The 19,013-nt window shown below is 74.5% G+C and carries 14 protein-coding genes; 6 read left to right on the plus strand and 8 right to left on the minus strand.

Annotated elements, in window-relative coordinates; genetic code table 11:
* Position 1: 1 nt before the first annotated feature.
* On the minus strand, positions 2-1,036 hold the full coding sequence (locus ACQP03_RS18670) for an ABC transporter substrate-binding protein (protein WP_433457698.1): 1,035 nt from the start codon (positions 1,034-1,036) through the stop codon (positions 2-4).
* A 117-nt stretch (positions 1,037-1,153) separates the two neighbouring features.
* Between ACQP03_RS18670 and ACQP03_RS18675 the strand changes: the two genes are divergently transcribed.
* From ACQP03_RS18675 to ACQP03_RS18695, 5 genes are read left to right on the plus strand one after another with little or no spacing between them, the layout of a single operon-like run.
* Positions 1,154-2,215, plus strand: coding sequence for a FecCD family ABC transporter permease (locus ACQP03_RS18675; RefSeq protein WP_433461189.1), 1,062 nt, complete (start codon positions 1,154-1,156; stop codon positions 2,213-2,215).
* Positions 2,212-3,243, plus strand: a complete 1,032-nt coding sequence (locus tag ACQP03_RS18680; RefSeq protein ID WP_357398745.1) for a FecCD family ABC transporter permease — start codon at positions 2,212-2,214, stop codon at positions 3,241-3,243. The genes ACQP03_RS18675 and ACQP03_RS18680 overlap by 4 nt, the downstream gene beginning before the upstream one ends.
* 23 nt (positions 3,244-3,266) lie before the next feature.
* Positions 3,267-4,070 (plus strand): ABC transporter ATP-binding protein, encoded by an 804-nt coding sequence (locus tag ACQP03_RS18685; protein ID WP_357398743.1) that lies wholly within the window; start codon positions 3,267-3,269, stop codon positions 4,068-4,070.
* Positions 4,067-6,121, plus strand: a complete 2,055-nt coding sequence (locus ACQP03_RS18690) for a penicillin acylase family protein (protein ID WP_433457701.1) — start codon at positions 4,067-4,069, stop codon at positions 6,119-6,121. The genes ACQP03_RS18685 and ACQP03_RS18690 overlap by 4 nt, the downstream gene beginning before the upstream one ends.
* Positions 6,111-6,701 (plus strand): GNAT family N-acetyltransferase, encoded by a 591-nt coding sequence (locus ACQP03_RS18695; protein WP_433457703.1) that lies wholly within the window; start codon positions 6,111-6,113, stop codon positions 6,699-6,701. Before ACQP03_RS18690 ends, ACQP03_RS18695 begins: the two co-directional genes overlap by 11 nt.
* 64 nt (positions 6,702-6,765) lie before the next feature.
* Here ACQP03_RS18695 and ACQP03_RS18700 read toward each other — a convergent pair whose 3' ends face one another.
* From ACQP03_RS18700 to ACQP03_RS18720, 5 genes are all read right to left on the minus strand, one after another.
* Positions 6,766-10,479: a S8 family serine peptidase gene (locus ACQP03_RS18700; protein WP_433457705.1), complete on the minus strand. Its 3,714-nt coding sequence runs from the start codon at positions 10,477-10,479 to the stop codon at positions 6,766-6,768.
* 290 nt (positions 10,480-10,769) lie between these two features.
* Positions 10,770-11,375, minus strand: coding sequence for a bifunctional 4-hydroxy-2-oxoglutarate aldolase/2-dehydro-3-deoxy-phosphogluconate aldolase (locus tag ACQP03_RS18705; RefSeq protein ID WP_357117841.1), 606 nt, complete (start codon positions 11,373-11,375; stop codon positions 10,770-10,772).
* Positions 11,372-12,115, minus strand: a complete 744-nt coding sequence (locus ACQP03_RS18710; protein WP_357117838.1) for an IclR family transcriptional regulator — start codon at positions 12,113-12,115, stop codon at positions 11,372-11,374. The genes ACQP03_RS18705 and ACQP03_RS18710 overlap by 4 nt, the downstream gene beginning before the upstream one ends.
* A 3-nt stretch (positions 12,116-12,118) precedes the next feature.
* The gene (locus ACQP03_RS18715) at positions 12,119-13,135 is read right to left on the minus strand and encodes a sugar kinase (protein WP_357169619.1); all 1,017 of its coding nucleotides are present in this window, start codon (positions 13,133-13,135) and stop codon (positions 12,119-12,121) included.
* Between the two features lie 94 nt (positions 13,136-13,229).
* Positions 13,230-14,081 (minus strand): S1 family peptidase, encoded by an 852-nt coding sequence (locus ACQP03_RS18720; protein WP_357169616.1) that lies wholly within the window; start codon positions 14,079-14,081, stop codon positions 13,230-13,232.
* A gap of 170 nt (positions 14,082-14,251) precedes the next feature.
* Between ACQP03_RS18720 and ACQP03_RS18725 the strand changes: the two genes are divergently transcribed.
* Positions 14,252-15,439, plus strand: a complete 1,188-nt coding sequence (locus ACQP03_RS18725; protein WP_357117828.1) for a low temperature requirement protein A — start codon at positions 14,252-14,254, stop codon at positions 15,437-15,439.
* Positions 15,440-15,449: 10 nt separating this feature from the next.
* Here the strand turns inward: ACQP03_RS18725 and ACQP03_RS18730 are convergent, their stop codons facing one another.
* On the minus strand, positions 15,450-16,022 hold the full coding sequence (locus tag ACQP03_RS18730; RefSeq protein ID WP_357117825.1) for a nucleosidase: 573 nt from the start codon (positions 16,020-16,022) through the stop codon (positions 15,450-15,452).
* 68 nt (positions 16,023-16,090) lie between these two features.
* Positions 16,091-18,883 carry an Hsp70 family protein gene (locus tag ACQP03_RS18735; protein ID WP_357169613.1) on the minus strand — a complete coding sequence of 931 codons (2,793 nt, stop codon included), beginning with the start codon at positions 18,881-18,883 and terminating at the stop codon, positions 16,091-16,093.
* Positions 18,884-19,013 lie beyond the last annotated feature (130 nt).

The following is a 19,013-nucleotide window of genomic DNA, read 5'->3' on the forward strand; positions in this document are numbered from 1 at the left end:
GTCAGCCGACCTTCTTCGCGTTCCGGATGGCGGTGGCGAGGTTCTCCAGCAGCGGCGCTGCGCCGGCGTACGAGAAGCGGGGAACCGCGTCCCACGGCGTCACCTGGTTGGCCCGCACGGCGGGCAGCTGTGTCCAGGTCGGCTTGGCGGCGAGGTCCTTGGGCTGCAACGCGGTGCTGCGGTTGTCGAGCAGAATCAGGTCGGCGGGGAACTTGCCGGCGTTCTCCCAGCTCAGCGCCTCGAAGTAGTCGCCGGCTTCGAGCTTGGTCGGCACCACGATGTCGACGCCCAGCTCGGCGAAGTACATGAGGTCGGTGCTGACCTTGGGGTTGGAGACGTAGAACAGGTCGGGGCTGCCCGAGCAGGCCATTACCCGGATGCCCGGGTTGGCCTTGACCGCCTGGCGGACGGCGTCGGCGGCGGCGTCGAAGCGGGCCTTCGCGTCGGTGACCTTCTTGGCGGACAGGTCGGCGCCGAGCGACTCTGCCAACGCGGCATACCGCTCGATCGGCTTGGTCATCGGCACCCGCGCGGTGGTGATCGCCACGCTCGGCGCGAGCGGGAGGATCTTGTCCTTGCTCTCGTCCGGCACGTACCAGAGGGCGTCGGGGTCGTACATGTGCGTGACCAGCAGCTCGGGGCGCAGGGCCGCGTACTTCTCCAGGCTGAACTCGCCCCAGGTGTTGCCCAGGATCTCCACGGCCTCGACGTTCAGGTCACCGGCCTGGGGGTCCTTCGTGCCGTCGGCGCGCTTGGTCTCGCCGAACACGCCGACGACCTGCTTGTCGAGACCGAAATCGACCAGGGCCGCCGCCACTCCGGTGAAGGCCACCACGCGCGCCGGACGGGCCGCCGCCTCGACCTTCTTGGTGCGGTCGTCGGTGAACGACCAAGGGCCGGCGGTGTTGTCGCTGCCCGCAGGCTTGGCGGAATCGTCCTTGCCGCAGCCGGCGAGCAGCGCGGCCAGCGTGGCGGCGCCGCCAGCGGCCAGCAGGCCACGACGGGAGAGGCGACGGGCGGACAGTGCATCGGGCATGGTGTCGTCTTTCGATCAAAGGATGGCCGGGGTCGACCGGGACAGCGGGGTTAGGTTAGCCTAACCTCGCTTGTTGTCAACAGCGGTTCGCCGTGTCGCCACACCCCGGAGCCCACACTGGACGCCACACCCACCATCACCAGCCCGACACCATCAGTGCCGGACGTGTCGACGGCCCCCGCACCGAAGCGACGCCGGGCGACCCGCGCCGCCGGCCTGCTCGCCGCCGTGGCACTGCTCGGCGTGATCCTGGTGCTCAGCATCGCGGTCGGCGCGAAGTCGCTGCCGCTCGCCGACGTCTGGTCCGGGCTGCTGCACCGCGACGCCACCGAGTACGCCGTGGTGCACCGGATGCGCCTGCCCCGCACCCTGCTCGGGCTGCTCGCCGGCACGGCGCTCGGCGTGGCCGGCGCCGTGATGCAGGCGCTCACCCGCAACCCCCTCGCCGACCCAGGGCTGCTCGGCATCAACGCCGGAGCGTCCGCCGCCGTGGCCACCGCCGCCGCTTTCCTGGGCGTCACGGCGATCGGCGGGTACGTCTGGTTCGCGCTGCTCGGCGCGGCCCTGGTCACCGCGCTGGTCTACGCCGTCGGCGGCGGACGGGGCGCCACCCCGGCCCGGCTCGCGCTGGCCGGCGCGGCGCTCAACGCCACCCTCTACTCGTTCGTGAGCGCGGTCATGCTGCTGGACACCGCCTCGCTGGACCGGCTGCGGTTCTGGACGGTCGGCTCGCTGGCCAGCGCCGATGCCGCGACGGTGGCCCGGGTGACGCCGTTCATCCTGGTCGGCCTGCTGGTCGCCCTCGGGGCTGCCCGTCCGCTGAACGCCCTCGCGCTCGGCGACGACGCGGCCCGGGCGCTGGGCGCCCGACCGGCCGTGATCCGGGCCGCCGTGATCGTCGCGGTCACCCTGCTCTGCGGCGCGGCGACCGCCGCCTGCGGTCCCATCGTCTTCGTCGGCCTGCTCGTGCCGCACCTGGTACGCGCGCTGACCGGGCCCGACCTGCGCTGGCTGCTGCCGTACTGCGCGGTGCTCGCGCCGGTCCTGCTGCTCGGCGCCGACGTGCTGGGCCGGGTGCTCGGCCGCCCCGGTGAACTCCAGGTCGGCATGGTCACCGCCGTGCTGGGCGGCCCGCTGTTCCTCTGGCTGGTCAGCCGCTCACGGTTGGTGGCCCCGTGAGCGCGGTCATTCGTACCCCCGGTGGGTTGTCGGTGCGGTTCCGCCCCCGCGCCCTGGCGGTCGGTCTCGGCGCGACGCTGCTCGCCGCCGGGCTCTCGCTGGTCGCGATGGGCAGCGGCGACTACCCGATGGGCCCGACCGACGTGCTGCGCGCCCTGACCGGCGGCGGCAGCGTGGCGGAGCAGTTCATCGTGACCGAGCTGCGCCTGCCCCGGCTGGTCACGGCCCTGCTGGTCGGCGCCGCGCTGGCGCTGGGCGGCACGCTGTTCCAGTCGCTGGTCCGCAACCCGCTGGGCAGCCCGGACATCCTGGGCTTCACCCAGGGCGCGTCGACCGGCGCGCTGGTGGTGGTCGTCCTGGGCGGCGGCAGCCTGGCCCTGGCCGGGGCGGCGGTCGGCGGCGGGCTCGCCACCGGCCTGCTGATCTACGCGCTCGCGTGGCGGCGGGGCGTGCACGGCTACCGCCTCGTCCTGGTCGGCATCGGCGTCGCGGCGATCCTCACCGGCGTCAACGGGTACCTGCTGACCCGCGCTCCGCTGATGGACGCCGCCCGCGCGGTGCTGTGGCTCACCGGCAGCCTGGACGGGCGGGGTTGGGCCAACGCCGGGCCGCTGTTGGCCGTCACCGCCGTGCTCACGCCGCTGGTGCTCGTCGGCTGCGCGCCGGCGCTGCGGATGATGGAACTCGGCGACGACACGGCCAGCGCGCTCGGCGTGCCGGTACGGCGGACGCGCCTGATGCTGCTCACCGCGGCGGTGCTGCTCGTCTCGTTCGCGGCGGCGGCGGCCGGCCCGGTGTCGTTCGTAGCGCTCGTCGCGCCGCACGTCGCCAAGCGGCTGACCCGCGCGCCCGGGCCGAACCTGGTGCCCTCGATGGCGGTCGGCGCGGCCCTGCTGGTCGGCGCCGATCTGGTGGCCCAGCGGGCGTTCGCCGGGCATCAGCTTCCGGTCGGCGTGGTGACCGGTGTGCTCGGCGGCGGCTACCTGGTCTGGCTGCTGGCCGTCGAACGCCGGGCGGGCCGGCTGTAACCAACTGTGAACAAGGAGCACCCATGACCTCCCGCCTTGGCGGCAGCGCGCTGACCCTCGCCTACGACCGGCGCACCATCTCCGAGAACCTCACCGTGGCGGTGCCCGACGGGTCGTTCACGGTGATCATCGGGCCGAACGCGTGCGGCAAGTCGACGCTGCTGCGCGCGCTGTCGCGGATGCTGCGCCCGAGCGCGGGCACGGTGCTGCTGGACGGTCGGAACATCCACGACCAGCCCGCCCGCAAGGTCGCCCGGACCCTCGGCCTGCTGCCACAGACGTCGATCGCGCCGGACGGGATCGGCGTCGCCGAACTGGTCGCCCGGGGGCGCTACCCGCACCAGGGGCTGCTGCGGCAGTGGTCGCGTGAGGACGAGCGGATCGTTGACGAGTCGATGGCCGCGACCGGGGTCGCCGACCTCGCCGACCGGCCGGTGGACGAGCTGTCCGGCGGCCAACGGCAGCGCGTCTGGATCGCGATGGCGCTGGCGCAGCAGACGCCGCTGCTGCTGCTCGACGAGCCGACGACCTACCTCGACATCGCCCACCAGATCGACATCCTGGACCTGTGCGCCCGGCTGCATGAGGAGCAGGGCCGTACGCTGGTCGCGGTGCTACACGACCTCAACCACGCCGCCCGGTACGCCACCCACCTCATCGCCATGCGCGACGGTCGGGTGGTGGCCGCCGGAGACCCGCGCGAGGTGGTGACCGCCGACCTGGTGGCCGAGGTGTTCGGGCTGCCCTGCCGGGTGATCGACGACCCGGAGACCGGCACCCCGCTGGTCGTACCGGCCGCCCGCCGACGCACGGCCGAACCGGCATGACGGCACGACGGTTCCGCGACCCGTGGGGCGTGCCGCACGTCCGCGCCGACGACCCGCTCGCTCTCGCGGCGGCGCAGGGTCGGGTGACCGCGTACGACCGGGCGTGGCAGATCGAGGTCGAGCGGCACCGGTCGCAGGGCACCAGCGCCGCCTTCCTCGGCGTCGACGCGCTCGGTTGGGACCGGTTCGCCCGGCAGGTCCGGCTGGACGACACCGCCCGCCGCTGTCACGCCAACCTGGACGCGGCGACCGCCGAGTGGGTGGGCGCGTACGTGGCCGGGGTGAACGTCGGCCTCGCCGCCGGGGCGGCCCGCGCGCCGGAGTTCGCCGCCGTCGGGCTCGCCCCGGGCCGGTGGGAGCCGTGGACGCCGCTCGCGGTGTGGCTGGGGCATCACATCCTGTTCGCGGGGTTCCCGGGCAAGCTCTGGCGCGAGCACGTCGCGCGGTGTCTCGGCCCGGCGGCGGCCGAGGCGTTCAACACCGACGGGCCGGCGATCGCGGGCAGCAACGGGTGGTTGCTCGCCGGTTCCCGCACGGCCAGCGGCGCGGCGCTGCTGGCCGGCGACCCGCACCGGATCCTCGAGGACCCGGGCGTCTACCAGCAGATCCGGCTGGCCTGCCCGGAGTACGACGTGGTCGGCCTGGCCGTGCCCGGCGTGCCGGGCATCGCACACTTCGGCCACGCCGGCCCGGTGGCCTGGGCCATCACCAACGCGATGGCCGACTACCAGGACGTCTACGTCGAACGGCTGCGCCGGCACGACACTGGTGTACGGGCGCTCGGCCCGGACGGCTGGCGGGAGGCGTCCGTCCACGTCGAGACGATCGAGGTGGCCGGAGCGGACCCGGTCGACGTGGAGGTGGTGGAGACCGACCGGGGCCCGGTGATCGCCGGCGGACCGGACGACGACACGGCGCTGAGCCTGCGCTATCCGCCCCGGGTCAGCGGCGAGCTGGGCTTCGCGGCGATACCGGAGCTGCTGCGGGCCCGTAGCGTGTCCGACGTGGACACCGCCCTGCGGCACTGGGTGGAGCCGGTCAACGTGGTGCAGGCGGCCGACACCGCCGGTGGCCTGCTGCACCGGGTCGCCGGTGCGGTGCCCGTGCGGCACCCGGACAACGGCCGCCGGCCGGTCCCGGCGTGGGAGGCGGCGTACGCCTGGCAGGGCTGGTACACGCCGATGCCCCGGGCCGAGGTGGCCGACCGGGCGGTGATGGCCAACGAACGCGGGCTGTCCGCGCCGCTCGGCGTCGAGTTCGCCGCACCGCACCGCGCGCGCCGGATCGCCGACCTGCTCGACGCCGGCCGAGACGTCACCGCCGCAGACATGACGGCGATCCACACCGACACGTACCTCGGTTCCGCCGGGGCGCTGCTGGGGGTGCTCGACGCTCTGACCGGGCTCGGTCCGGCCGCCGCCGCCCTGCGCGATCGGCTGCTGCGCTGGGACCGGCGGATGCACGCCGACAGCGTCGACGCGGCCGACTTCGCTCTCCTGCGCGCCGCCGTCGTACGCCGGATCGCCGACCACCCGGCGCTGGCCGCGCTGGCCGAGCCGCCCGCGTACCCCGAGGTGTTCGCGCCCTGGTTGACGCTGAGGGCGCGGGTCGGTTACGCGCTGGAGCATTTGCTCGACGCGGCCCCGCTGCCCGGCGTGGACGTCGCGGCGGTGGTGCGCGCGGCGGCTGAGGAGGTCGCGGCCGCGACGGACGGCACGGTGCGCTGGGGTGACCTGCACCGGCTGACGGCCTGGCGGGCGCTGCCCGACCCGGACGCCGCGCCCGGCCCCCGCCTCGACGGCGACCACGACTGCGTGCTGGCCACGTCGAGCGTGCCCGGGGTCACCCACGGATGCTTCCGGGGGCCGGCCGCGCGGTACGTCTGGGACCTGGCCCGGCGCCAGGACAGCCGGTGGGTGGTCCCGTCCGGCGTCAGCGGAGTGCCGGGCGACGAGCACCACCACGACCAGCGGTCCGCGTGGCTGGCCGGTGAGCTGCTGCCGGTGACGACCGACTGGGACCGCCTCACCGAGGAGCCGGATGAGCACTGACCGACAGCACCACCGACGCGACGTCCCCGGATTCGGTGTGGTCACCATCCGGCCGGTACGCCCCGACGACGACGCCGACCTGCTGCACGGTTGGGTCACGATGGACCGGGCCCGGTTCTGGGGGATGCGCGACGCCAGCCGCGAGCGGGTGCGGGAGATCTACGCGTACCTGGATTCGCTGACCACCCACCACGCGTACCTGGTGCACCGCGACGGCGTGCCGGCGGCGCTGGCGCAGACGTACGAGCCCGGGGCCGACCCGGTCGGCGACTGCTACGAGGTACGTCCCGGCGACGTGGGCGTCCACCTGCTCATCGGGCCCCCGGTGCGCGCCGAGCCCGGTTTCACCGGCGCGCTGTTCGGGACGATCCTGAACTTCGTCTTCGCCGACCCGGGGCGGCTGCGGGTCGTCATGGAGCCGGACGTGCGCAACGACCGGATGCTCCGGCGGCTGCGGCGCAGCGGGTTCCGCGCCGGCCCGGTGATCGAGCTGCCGGAGAAGCAGGCGCGGCTGCACTTCCTCGACCGGCCCGAGCGCGTCGGCCTCGCTGACGGCCGAGCCCACGACGACGCCGGCTGAGCCCACCACGGCGACGGCCGCCGGTCGGGATGCGCGCGCACCCCGACCGGCGGCCGGTCCGGCACTACCGCAGGCCGAACGCCCTCGTGATGCTCTGGCTCACGGTGTTGCCGGCCGTGTCCCGTGCGGTCGTCCGCAGGCTCACGAAAGTGGCCTTCGCCGGCGCGTCCAGCGCGGCGCTCCAGCCGTCACCGTGCCGGGTGAGGCGCGGCTTCTGCCACGTCCTGCCGTCGTCGTAGGACACCTCGACGGTGACCGGACCCACCGTCGCCGAGACGCCGGCCAGGTGGGAAGCGACCACGGTGAGCGGCGCCCGCCGGGACGCCGTGCCGTCGCGGTCGATGGCCACCTGGTAGTCGAGCTGGATCATCGGCAACACCTCGGCCGACTCCGCGCCGGTGGCCGCCGAGCTGAAGCCCCACTCGGTGCGGGTCTGCCGGGAGTACGGGTTGGTCCAGGCCGCCCGGTCGTTCTCCACCACCAGGCGGTACGGCAGCCGCTGCGCGGACAGGCCGCCCACCTGGAGGTACTCGGCGTTACCCCAGTTCAGCTCCTTGTCCCCCTGGTAGAGGGTGGTCCGGTTGACCATGTCGAAGTTGGCGTACGCCTCACCGACGTGCCCGCCGCCGTCGCCCCACCCGGGCGCGGGCAGGTAGACGGTGTCCAGGTAGCGCACGGGAACGTAGCTCCCACCCATGCGGGGGCGCTGGATGGGCCCGAACCAGGTGACCGTGCTCGGCTTGTTCGCCGCGTAGGTGGCCACCGCCATCGGGTGCTGCCCGGTCTCCCCGGGGATGAACGCGTCGTCGAGCCAGCGCTGGTCGGCGCTCACCCAGTCGGTGCGTCGGCCCTGCGCCGGTGCGATCTCCTGGTTGCCGGACGCGAAGCCCTTCCAGATGTCGTTGCGGAACTCCAGCGCCCGGCCCTGCCGGTAGTTGCGGAACTCCACGTCCACCCGGGCCAGTTGCCGCTTCGTGAACCGGTAGGTCGGGTCGACCGGCACCGCGCCGCTCCAGTGGTGGACCACGTCGTACAGGTAGGTCGTCTCCGGGTGCGACTCGACGGTCAGCCGCACCGGGCCGCGCTCCAACGCCGCGACGAGTTGGTCACCCTCGTCGGCGGTGAGGGTCGCCACGGTCAGCGGGGCCGGGATCTCCGGGCTCCACAACGACTCGTCCCACGGCTGGAGCCGGCCGACGCCGTCGTTGACCACCAGCAGCAACTTCGCCCCGGCCGCCGCGGCGGCCTGCGCCTGGGTGGCGACGTCCACGGTGTCACTGCGCCGGACCACCACCGCCCGGTCCCGGACCGGCCGCTTCGCCAGCCCGGCCGCCGACGCGTCGGCGACGTAGACCGCGTCGAGCTGGCGCCGACCCGCCGGCAACGCCGGGGTCGAGCGCTTCACCAGCAGATCGTCGTACGACCGGCCGCCGGCCGCCACGGTCAGCGCCGGCTGTTCCAGCCGCCACCGCGCGCCGAACTCGAACTCGCCGTCGGTGACCGCCCGGCCCGTCGGCAACGCCCACATGCTGTCGTACGAGTCGTCGGGCAGCACCTGACTCTCGGTGAGGCTGTTGCCGGTGGACCGGTGGATGTCCATCCGCAGCGAGGTGGCGGTGGCCTCCTGCGGCACCTCGGCCCGCACCTGCCGGGCCTTGCGCGCGTCGAGGACGACGGTGCGGTCGGCGCTCAGGTCGACGTCGACGAAGCTGAGCATCGCCATGCCCTTGGAGCGCGGCCCGTGCACACCGCGCACGTCGGCGGTGATCCAACCGGACCAGCTCGCCACCGGCAGCCGCAGCGTCGCGGTGCCGCTCTCGGGCAGGTCGACGGCGGTGAACAGGCCATCGGTGGTGAGCAGGACCTTGCCGGCGAGCGGCTTGCCGTCCCGGCCCTTCGCGACCAGCGTCAGGTTCTGCCGCTGACCCTCCCGGCTCGCCCCGATCAGGGTGCGACCGCGGACCGTACCGGCGGCGTCGGTGGCGATGATCATGCCGCTGACCTGCTTCTCGACCGGAAGCTTGTCGTACGCGGCGGTGAGGGTGACGGTGGCGGTGCCGTTCGCGGGCACGGTCACCGTGTCGGCGGCGAGGGCGAAGAGACCGGCCGGGGCGCTCGGCGCGTCGAGGGCGAGCTTCAGGGTGACCGGCGCGGCGCCGACGTTGGTGTAGGTGACCGTCCGGTCGACCGTCGCACCCGGCTGCTGCGGCCAGGCCTGGAAGCCGGAGTAGGCGCTCGGGGTGGCGAAGACGGTGGCGTGTACGGCGGCGACCGCGTCCACCCGCCCGGCACCGGCCTGGTACGGGGTGTAGTCCGGGGTGGCCTTGACGGTGCTGACCAGCGCCTCCTTGATGCGCTGCCCGGTCCAGTCGGGGTGCGCGGCGGCGACCAGCGCGGCCGTGCCGGCCACGTGCGGAGTCGCCATCGAGGTGCCGCTCATCAGCGTGTAGTCCCCGGAGCCGCCGCGCACCAGGTGCGAGCGCGCGGCCAGGATGTCCACGCCGGGTGCGGTGATCTCGGGTTTGAGGCCACCGTCGCCGGCGCGCGGGCCCTGGCTGGAGAAGTCGGCGAGGTGGTCGGTCGAGTCGACGGCGCCCACGGTGAGCGCGGAGTTCGCCGCGCCGGGGCTGCCGATGCTCGCCGGGCCGCTGTTGCCGGCGGCGACCACGAAGAGCGCGCCGGTCTCGGCGCTGAGCCGGTCGACGGCCTGGCTCAGCGGGTCGCTGCCGTCGGTGGACTCACCACCCAGGCTCATGCTGATGATCCGGGCCTTCTGCTCCCGGGCCGCCCACTCCATGCCGGCGATGATCCACGAGTCCTGCCCGCCGCCCTCGCTGTTGAGCACCTTGCCGACGTGCAGCCGCGCGCCGGGGGCGACACCCCGCTCGACGCCCCCGGACGCGGCGCCGGTGCCGGCGATCGTCGAGGCGGTGTGCGTGCCGTGTCCCTGGTAGTCGAGGATGTCGGGCTCGTCCGGCACGAAACTGCTGGACGCGGCGATCTGGCCGGCGAGGTCCGGGTGCTCGGCGTCCGCCCCCGTGTCGAGGACGGCGACGTCCACACCGGCGGCGGTGTTGCCCTCGGCCCACAGCTTCGGCGCGCCGATCTGCGCGGTCGACTCGGCGAGGTCTCCCCGGACCCGGCCGTCCAGCCAGACCTTGGCGATGCCGCTCGCGAGCGTCGGGGTTCCGCCGGTCCGGCGGGCCGGGTCGGCGGTCAGCGCGCCCCAGAACTTCTCGGCGCTCTCGCGCGGGCGGGTCAGCGCCGCGCCCCGCACGCTGTCCAGGGGCCGCACCAGCTCGGAGCCGTCCACAGTGGGGCGGGTACGGGCGCGGGCCGCGGCGTCGGTCAGGGTGACGATCAGCGGCAGCGCGTTCGTGTGCGCGTCGTCGTACCCGTCGGCGATCAGATCCGTGACGTTGAACAGCCGCTTGTCGACCAGGCCGCTCGTGACGTACGGCAGCGCGGCGTCCGGGTAGACGTAGGTGTCGCCGTCCAGCACGGTGCGGTGGAAGGTCGGCGTGCTGCCGTCGGGCCGGCGAACGGCCGTGACGGTGCTGCCGTCGGCCGCCGTGGTGACCGTGACGAGGTCCCCGGTGATCAGGGTGACGGTGGACGCCCGACCCGGGGCCGCGGGCGGTTGGCCGGTCGGGCGGGTGGGATTGCCGGGCGGGGCGGCGGACGCCCCCGTGCCGGGTGGGGTGAACCCGGCGGTCAGAGCGAGGGCGGTACCGAGGGCGATCAGCCCGGATCGGCGACGCCTGGGAGACAGAGCCACGATGACCTCTTTGTGTCGAGGAGCGGTACGCAGCACAGCATCAAGGCAACGCCCCGCTGTCCCACCCCGCCGACCCCCGGCGCGTTCACGCCATGGCACAAACCCGCCACCCCCCCACCCCACCCGCCCCCCGCCCCCGCTCCCGCCCCGCTCCCGCCCCGCTCCCGCCCCCGCTCCCGTCGATCAAGGAGTTGTGGTGCCCGATGTCGAGTGAAAGGCGGCTTTCGCGCCCCCACCACAAGTCCATGATCGACGGCGCAGACCGGCGGGCGGGGCGGGGGCGGGGCGGGTCAGGCTTGGGTGGTTAGTTTGGCTAGGTGGTCTAGCTGGGTGGGGTCGGTTAGGGCTGAGCCGACTGCTACCACGCGTACGCCGGCGTCCAGGAACGCGGCGGCGTTTGTGGCGTCCAGGCCGCCTGTCGCGACGAAGCGGAGCTGCGGGAAGGGGCCGGCGATGGCCTTGAACCAGGCTGGGCCGAGGGAGATGGCGGGGAACGCCTTGAGCCAGGTGAGGCCGTGCCGCAGCGCCGCCTGCGCCTCGGTGGGGGTGGCCACGCCGGGCAGGTGCGGCAGACCGCGCGCGGCGGCGGCGTCGGCCACCGCGAGGTCCAGGCCGGGCGCGACGGTGAACGCGGCGCCCGCGTCGGCGGCGGCCGCGACCGTCTCGTCGTCGAGCACCGTGCCGGCCCCGACGATCCGGCCCCGCGCCGCGCCCGCCTTGATGGCGGCGCGCAGGGCGGGCACCGCGTCGGCGGTGGCGACCGGCACCTCCACCACCTCGATGCCGAGGTCCCAGGCGCGCTCGGCGAGCCGGACCGTCTCGGCGACCGGCAGGCCGCGCAGGATCGCCATCACCCGGGCGCCGCCGAAGAGGTGCGCGAAGTCCGTTGTGGTCATGGTCCACTCCATCCGAGGTCGCGGGAGATCTGCTGGGTGGTGGCCAGCAGTCGGGGTAGTAGGGCGCGCAGGTCGGCGAGGGTGGCCACCACCGTCGGCGCGGTCACCGACACCGCGGCCGTGACCGCGCCGTCGGCCTGTCGGACCGGTGCCGCCACACAGTTGATCAGCGGCTCGAACTCGCCGTCGTCGGCGGCCCAGCCCTGCGCGGCGACGGCCGCCAGCTCCGTGCGCAGCTCCGCCGGGTCGCAGATGGTGCCCGGGGTGTACGCCGGCAGCGTGCCGCCGTCGACCAGCTGGGACACCCGGGACGTCGGACCGTACGCGAGCACCACCTTGCCCACCCCGCTGGCGTGCAGCGGCGCGGTGCGGCCGATCCGGGAGTACATGCGGACCTGACCCCGGGCCTCGATCTTGTCGACGTAGACGAGGTCGTCGTCGACCACCTGCGCGAGGTGGATGGTGTGCCCGCAGTCGCGGCCCAGCGCCGCCAGGTGGGGGCGGGCCACCGCGCGGACGTCCAGCGAGTCCAGGGCCTGCTGGGCGAGGTCGATCAGCCGCAGACCCACCGTCCAGCCGCCGTCGGCGCGGCGCGCGAAGCCACCCGCCTCGAGCGACTGCAGCAGGCGCAGCGCGGTGGACTTGTGCACGCCCAGGTGGGTGGCCACGCCGCCGAGCTGCGCCGGCTCGCGGGCCAGGAGTTCGAGCGCGCGCATCGCCCGGTCGACGCCCTCGGACACCCCTCAGCCCTCTGCTCGGGCGGCGGTCAGGTCGGGTGGCGACCAGGGACCGTCGATCAGCCGTTCGAACCACGACCAGGGCGGCAGCGGCGCGTCGTCACCGGTGCTGCCCAGCGCCTGCGCGGCGACGAGGTGACCGAGGCGCAGCCGTCGCGTCGGGTCGAGGTCGCGCAGCAGTCCGGCCAGGTAGCCGGCGGCGAAGGCGTCACCCGCGCCCACCGGTTCCACCACCGACACGCGGGGGGCCGGGACGACGACCGGCTCGGCGTCGCGGAACAGGACGGTGGCACAGACCGCACCGTCCTTGACGACCACCGCCTGGGGGCCGGGCAGCAGTCGGCGTACGGCGGCCGGATCGCTCGTGCCCCAGAGGGCGTACGCCTCGTCCTGCCCGACGAAGACCAGGTCGCTGCGGTCGGCGAGGTCGCGCAGCACGGGCGCGGCCCGTTCGGCGGGCCAGAGCCGGGCCCGGTGGTTGACGTCGAAGCTGACCAGCGCGCCCGGTAGTGGCCGGTCGGTCACCGCGCGCTCGACCAGCGCCCGGCAGGAGGCCGAGAGCGCCGGGGTGATCCCGGACAGGTGCAGCACCCGTGCGCCGGCCAGCCGTGGGTCGGCCAGCGCGTCGCCGTCCATTCGGGACGCGGCCGAGCCGGCCCGGTAGTAGTGCACGGCGGTGGCCGTGGGGCCGGGGTCCTTGGCGTAGAGGCCGGTGGGTGCGGCCGGGTCCACCGCCACCAGGTCGACGTCGACACCGGTGTCGGCGACGTGCCGCACGACGAGCCGGCCGAAGGGGTCGTCGCCGACCCGGCCCACCCAGGTCGCCCGGTGGCCGAGCCGGGCCAGGTAGCCGGCCACGTTGGACTCCGCGCCGCCGACCGAGACGGTGACGCGTTCGGCGCGCTCCAGCGGCTCGCCCGCGGGCGGGCACAGCATCACCATGGTCTCGCCCACCGTGACCACCTCGGCCGGCGGCGGGCCGGTCGAGGTGGCCGTGCGGTCGGGTCGGGGCTCGCTCGGCATCGCGGCGCACGTCCTCGGGGAGGGGTCCGGGGTCCCGCCGAGCCTAGGCGCATTGTGCCACGTGAGCAACCCGTTGCGCTGAGCGCAACAGCGATCAGGGCAGGGTCAGTCCGTACGCCGCCAGCACCTCCGCGATGGGCTGGTAGTAGGTCGTTCCACCGGACGTGCAGTTGCCGCTGCCCCCGGACAGGATGCCGATGATGGTGCCGGTGGACGCCACGTACAGCGGCCCGCCGCTGTCCCCCGGCTCGGCGCAGATGTTGGTGCGGATCAGGCCGTAGACCACGCCGGTGGCGTAGTTGACGGTCTGGTTGAGCCCGGTGACCGTGCCGCAGCGCACGCCGGTGGTAACGCCGCTGCGGCACACCGCCTGACCCACGTACGCGGTGCCGGGTCCGTTGATGGTCAGCAGCCCGGGATAGGTGTAGACGGCGCTCGGATGCGCGATCCGGCCCGTGTAGCGGATCAGCCCGTAGTCGTTGCCCGGGTAGCTGGTGCCGGTGCGGGTGCCCAGGACGGTGGTCTGCGCGCTGTCGGCGTACCAGGTGCTGACGGTCCCGGTGCAGTGCCCGGCGGTAACCACGTAGTAGGTACTGCCACTGCGCACGTTCGCGCCCAGCGAGCAACGACTACCGCCACCGTAGATGCCCTGGCCGGCGGCGATCAGGGTGCGCAGCGTGCCGGGCTCCCGGCGCAGCAGCGCGCCGGCGCGATCGGCCACCGCCCGCAGCCTCGCCAGGTCGGCGGGCGTCACCGTGTCGTCGACGGTGACGGTCATCCGGCCGGTGGCCGGGTCGGCGCCCCAGGCGACGCCCGGCGTGCGTACCCCGGACAGGGCGCCGGCCGCGTCGGGCGCGGCATGAGCGGGGAGGGCGGCCTGTGCCGCGCCCGGCGCGACGAGCAGCAGGGCGGTCAGGACGAGGGCGACGAGCGGCGAACGACGCATCCGAACCTCCGACGGAGATCGAGATCTATGGATGCCGACAAGCGTCACCCGGGGGGCCCGCCGTGGCAACCTCCGGTCGCCCTCTTCCCCGCTCAGCGGGAATCGCCGAACCGGGGACGCGCCGCGCCCCCGCCGCCGATAATCCTCGAAGACACGGCGGGAGGCCGGGCATGACCACCGGAGGCACCGCGGCGCTGGTACGCCGGCCGGACGGGTCGACCCGGGCGACGCTGCTCGAACTGCTCTTCGACGTGGTCTTCGTGGCCGCGCTCGCGCAGACCTCGACGCTGCTCGCCGACGAGCATTCCTGGCGCCGCAGCACGGCGGTGGCGCTGATGCTGACCGCGATCTGGTGGACGTGGTCGGTCACCACGACCACCACCGAGTTCTACGATCCGCAGCAGCGCCCGATCCAGCTCATCCTCATGGTGGCCATGGTCGGGTCGGTCGGGATGGCGGCGGCGCTGCCGATGATCACCAGAGGGCAGGCCACGGTATTCGCGCTCGCCTACGTCGGCACCCACGTGGTGCGCGGCATTGTCCTGGTCAGCACGTTGTACCGGCAGCGGCACCGAGCGGCCATGGCGCGAGCCACCCGGTTCCTGTTCTGGTTCCTGGTCTCCGGTGTCCTCTGGATCATCGGCGTGCTGGTCGACTCGGGGCGGTTGTGGATCTGGACCACCGCGATCGCGATCGACGTGCTCGCCGCGGCGGCGCGCTACCCCACCCCGTGGCTCGGCCGGGTGCCTCTCGACCAGTACGACCGGACCACCGCGCACCTGGGCGAGCGGTACCAGCAGTTCGTCATCCTGGCCCTCGGCGACATCATCCTGATACCCACCCTGGAGCTCAGCCGCAGCGAATTCGACCGCCTCCGGATCGCTGCCCTGCTCTGCGCGTTCGCCATCATGCTGCTGCTCTGGCAGATCTACGTGTTTCGCGCCGGCGAGTTGCTCGAGACCGCGGCGGCCTCCGCGCCCGGCCGGTCCACCCGGATCGCCCCGTACACCCACCTGGTGCTGCTGGGCGGCGTGACCATCACGGCGGCCTCCGTCGACCTGGTCGTCAACCGTCCGAGCGGCACGACCCCGGCCTGGTGGCTGATGCTGATCATCGGCGGGCCGCTGGTGTTCGTGCTCGGCCGGGCGCTGTTCACCTACCTGCTGTCCACCCGCGTGCCGTGGCGGCGGGTGGCGACGCAACTGCTCCCGTTACTGGTGCTGCCCTGGGCCGGCGGTTGGCCACCGGTGCTGGTCACCGCGATCGTGGCGCTCGCACTGGCCGGGCACGTCCTGATCCCCGGCTCCGGCGACCGGGAGACCACGCGCGGACTCCGACCGCGCGGGCCCGCCGGGTGACCCAGCGCGGTCAGCCGAGGTGGCGCCCGACCCACTCGGCGAGATCGCGGGCGCAGGCGTCCACCGACTCCCGCCAGGTCCGGGCCGCGCCCTCCCCCGCCTCGTCACTGACCTGCTTGACCAGCCGACACGGCACCCCGGCCTGCGCGGCGGCCCAGGCCACCGCGTACCCCTCCATGTCCACCAGGTCGGCGCGCTGCGCCAGCCGGTCCCGCGCGTCGTCGTCGGCCACGAAGGTGTCACCGGTGGCCAGCACCGCGCCCTCGGCGGCCAGCGCGAGCGGCGCGCCGTAGGTCTGACCGGTGAGGGTACGCAGCAGAGCCGTGTCCAGGTCGTGCTGGAGCACGGTGGCGACCTCGTGGATACCCGTCCACCCGGGGCGCAGCGCGCCGGCCGTACCCAGGTTGAGCAGCAGGCTGGGACGCGGGCCGGCCGCCAGCACCGCCGCGACCGCGCTGGCGGCGTTGACCTTGCCCATGCCGGTGAGCAGCACCGGCAGCTCGGCCGGCAGGTAGCGGGCCTCCTCCCCCACGGCGAGCACCACCAGCGGACGATCGGCGCGGACCGTACCCCGAAGATTCACCGGAGCATCCTACGGGCCGCCCGCCACGGATCCGTCGCGCACTCCACCGGCATCTGTCCGGCCGGCGGTCAGTCTTCGGCGAACCGGTACAGCACGAAGTCCTTGTCTGCGCCGCACGCGATCGCCCGCGTGTTCCACGAGCAGGACGCGCTGCGCACGTCGACGAGCTGGCCCAACTCGTCGACGTCGCCCGACTCGGCCCACACGCCGGCCACGCTCCGGTTGTCCGCCACCGTGCTGGTCGGCTCGGCGAAGACGAGCAGGTTGCCGGCGTCCAGTCGGGCCGCCACGCCGGGGCGGTCGGCCAGCAACGCCTTGCCGGCCGTGTCGAAGAGGGTGACCGTCGCCTTCGGGTACTCCCGTTGGGTGAGCACCTGCTCGCCGACCGGCACCAGGCCGGTCGCGCCCGGCGCCGACCAGGAGATCGCCGACTTCCCCTCGGTCGCCGCCACCACCTCGGTGTGCTCGACGTCGCTGTTGCGTACCTGCACCAGACAGGCCCGCCGCTCGCCGCAGGCCACCAGCGCCTTCGGCCGGTACTCCGCGTTCTCGGCCCGGTAGACGACCACCGGCGCCGCGTCGGAACCCAGGTCGTACGCCAGCACCTGGTACCCGCCGTCGGTGGGGGCCACGAAGAGGCGGTCCTCGTGCGCCACCACCAGGTCGTCGAGGTCGGCCACGTTGCCCCACTCGCGCAGCACCGAGCCGGAGGACATGTCGACTAGCCGCGCCGAGCGGTCCGCCCCGATCTGCACGAGTCGTCGCCCCTTGCCGGTCCACGGGTCGCGGGCAGCGCCGCCGAGGAAGGCCGGCCCGCCCGCCGCCGCGTCGGTGCCCACCGGCTCGACGACGGTACGCGCCCCGCCGTACTGGTCACGCGGGTTGGGCCTGCTCCACTTGTCGGTGCCGTCGCCCAGCTTCAGGCCGACCAGCCGCCCGGCGGCCCGGTCCACCAGCACGGCGGTGTCGTCGGAGAAGTAGACGTCGTCGTCGCCGCGGACCGCCCGGTGCCAGCGCTGGGCGCCGGACCGGGCGTCCAGGACGGCCAGTTCGCGCGGAGTGCTGTCGCCCGGCGCGTCCGCGAGGACGGCAACCGCCCCCGGCACGGCGACGAGGCCGGTCCAGTCGTCGGCGGTGACGCCGGTCTGCCTGCGCCACAGCTCGTCGCCGGTGCCGGTGTCGACGGCGACCACCTCCAGCCGGTCGTCCGGCAGCGGGTACCCGAGATAGGCCCGGTCGCCGAGCACCGCGGTCCACATGCCGCTGGGCCGCTCGGCGCCGGCCGATGGCCTCGACAGCTCGCGCAGCGGCCCGAACTCCAGGTCCGGATAGCGGTCCCGCAGCAGGTAGAGCGTCGCCGCGGTGGCCACCCCGGCCAGGGCGAGCACGGCCCCGAGCACCACCCACCGGGCCCGCCGCCAAGTCGTACCGCCGCTCGGGATGGGCGGGGTGGGCGTCGGGGTGGCTCCCGCCCCGCCGACCAGGGTGCCCGCGACGCCCGGCGGCGCCGGCTGCCAACCCGAGCCGCCCGCCCCGGCTGATCCGCTCGGCCTGGCCGACGCCGGCCCGGGTTGCGACGGCACGGTCGGCGCGTTCTCCGCCGCAGCCGGCACGCCCGGCGGACCGGCCGGGGCCGGCACGGTCGACGCCGCAGCCGGCGCGGGCGGCCCGGCCGGCGAAGCCTGCGGGACGGCCTGCGGTCCCGCGTGCGCCGGCAGGGCTCGGCGCAGCGGAAGGTCCGTCAGCGCGCCCTCGGCCACCGGCAGCTCCGGCTGGTCCAGCACCGTCGGGGCCACGCCCAGCTCGGCGTGCAGCATTCGTGCCACCAGCGGAATCCGCGAGGAGCCGCCCACCAGGAACAGCCCGGCGAGCTGGTCGGGGCGCAGGCCGGCCGCGGCGATCACCTCCCGGGCGCGCTCCACGGCACGACGCAACAGCGGCGCCGCCACCCGCTCGACGTCGTCGCGCGTCAACCGCACCGCCTCGGCCACCCCGGGCACCGCGACCGGCGCCACAGCGGAACGGGACAGCGTCTCCTTCGCGCCGCGTACCTCGTCCCACAGTCGGACCTGGTCGCGGCGCTGCGCCGGGTCTGACGGGCGGACCAGGCGCGCCCACCGTCGGGCGTGCCGCTCGCCCAGCAGCTCGCCGACCCGCTGCACCAGCGCCGCGTCCAGGTCGAGGCCGCCCAGGTCGGGCAGACCGCCGTCGGCGACCACCAGGAACCCGGAGTCACCCCACGGGTCGGCGCCCTCGTTGCGCAACACCGCGACGTCGAGCGTCCCGCCACCGAAGTCGAACACCGCGATCGCGCCACCGACCGGCACCGGCCGGTGCAGGACCTGGGTGTAGTAGCGGGCAGCGGCCACCGGCTCACGCAGCAGACGTGTGCCCGGTGGCGTCGGCCCGGCGAGCGTGTGCTCGGCGGCCTGCGGCCATCCGGCCCGCAACAGCGCGTCGGCGAGCACCTGCCGCCGTGACTCGTCCCAGGCCGCCGGGCAGGTGAGCACGGCCGGAGGCAGGAAGCCGACCGCACCCACCGCGGCCCGCGCGACCGCCGCCAGCACCGCGGCGAGCAACTCCGCCGGCGGGTACGACCGGTCACCGAGCAGCACGGTCGGCTCGTCCACCCGACGCTTCGGGTTCGCCTCGAACCGGGCCGGATCGGCCTGCGCCAGCCGCCGGGCGTCCCAGCCGACGTGCAACGTGCCGTCCGGGTCGGCGTACACGGCCGACGGGCTGACCGGCTGACCGTCCATCAGCACCGGCCGGGTCCGACCGTCCGGCCAGCGCAGCACGGCCACCGTGTTGGACGTACCGAGGTCGACGCCGAGGGCGAAACCCTCGTGCTGGCCTGCCATCTGCCCGATACCTCCGCCGCGACGAGGGAACTCAGCCCCGCATCGTACGCAGCCCACTGCGCACCCCAGGCCTCGCCGTCACCAGGCGGACCGGCCAGTCGGTGCGTCGGGACGATTGGGGTACGGAACG

It is taken from the genome of Micromonospora sp. CA-248212 (assembly GCF_050948405.1).
Taxonomy (GTDB): Bacteria; Actinomycetota; Actinomycetes; order Mycobacteriales; family Micromonosporaceae; genus Micromonospora.

What these genes read in the sequence shown, in the direction of transcription:
- ACQP03_RS18735 (WP_357169613.1), bottom strand. Translation starts at nt 18,883, where the DNA reads ATGGCAGGCCAGCACGAGGGTTTCGCCCTCGGCGTCGACCTCGGTACG.
- ACQP03_RS18720 (WP_357169616.1), bottom strand. Translation starts at nt 14,081, where the DNA reads ATGCGTCGTTCGCCGCTCGTCGCCCTCGTCCTGACCGCCCTGCTGCTC.
- ACQP03_RS18695 (WP_433457703.1), top strand. Translation starts at nt 6,111, where the DNA reads ATGAGCACTGACCGACAGCACCACCGACGCGACGTCCCCGGATTCGGT.
- ACQP03_RS18690 (WP_433457701.1), top strand. Translation starts at nt 4,067, where the DNA reads ATGACGGCACGACGGTTCCGCGACCCGTGGGGCGTGCCGCACGTCCGC.
- ACQP03_RS18705 (WP_357117841.1), bottom strand. Translation starts at nt 11,375, where the DNA reads ATGACCACAACGGACTTCGCGCACCTCTTCGGCGGCGCCCGGGTGATG.
- ACQP03_RS18685 (WP_357398743.1), top strand. Translation starts at nt 3,267, where the DNA reads ATGACCTCCCGCCTTGGCGGCAGCGCGCTGACCCTCGCCTACGACCGG.
- ACQP03_RS18715 (WP_357169619.1), bottom strand. Translation starts at nt 13,135, where the DNA reads ATGCCGAGCGAGCCCCGACCCGACCGCACGGCCACCTCGACCGGCCCG.
- ACQP03_RS18725 (WP_357117828.1), top strand. Translation starts at nt 14,252, where the DNA reads ATGACCACCGGAGGCACCGCGGCGCTGGTACGCCGGCCGGACGGGTCG.
- ACQP03_RS18670 (WP_433457698.1), bottom strand. Translation starts at nt 1,036, where the DNA reads ATGCCCGATGCACTGTCCGCCCGTCGCCTCTCCCGTCGTGGCCTGCTG.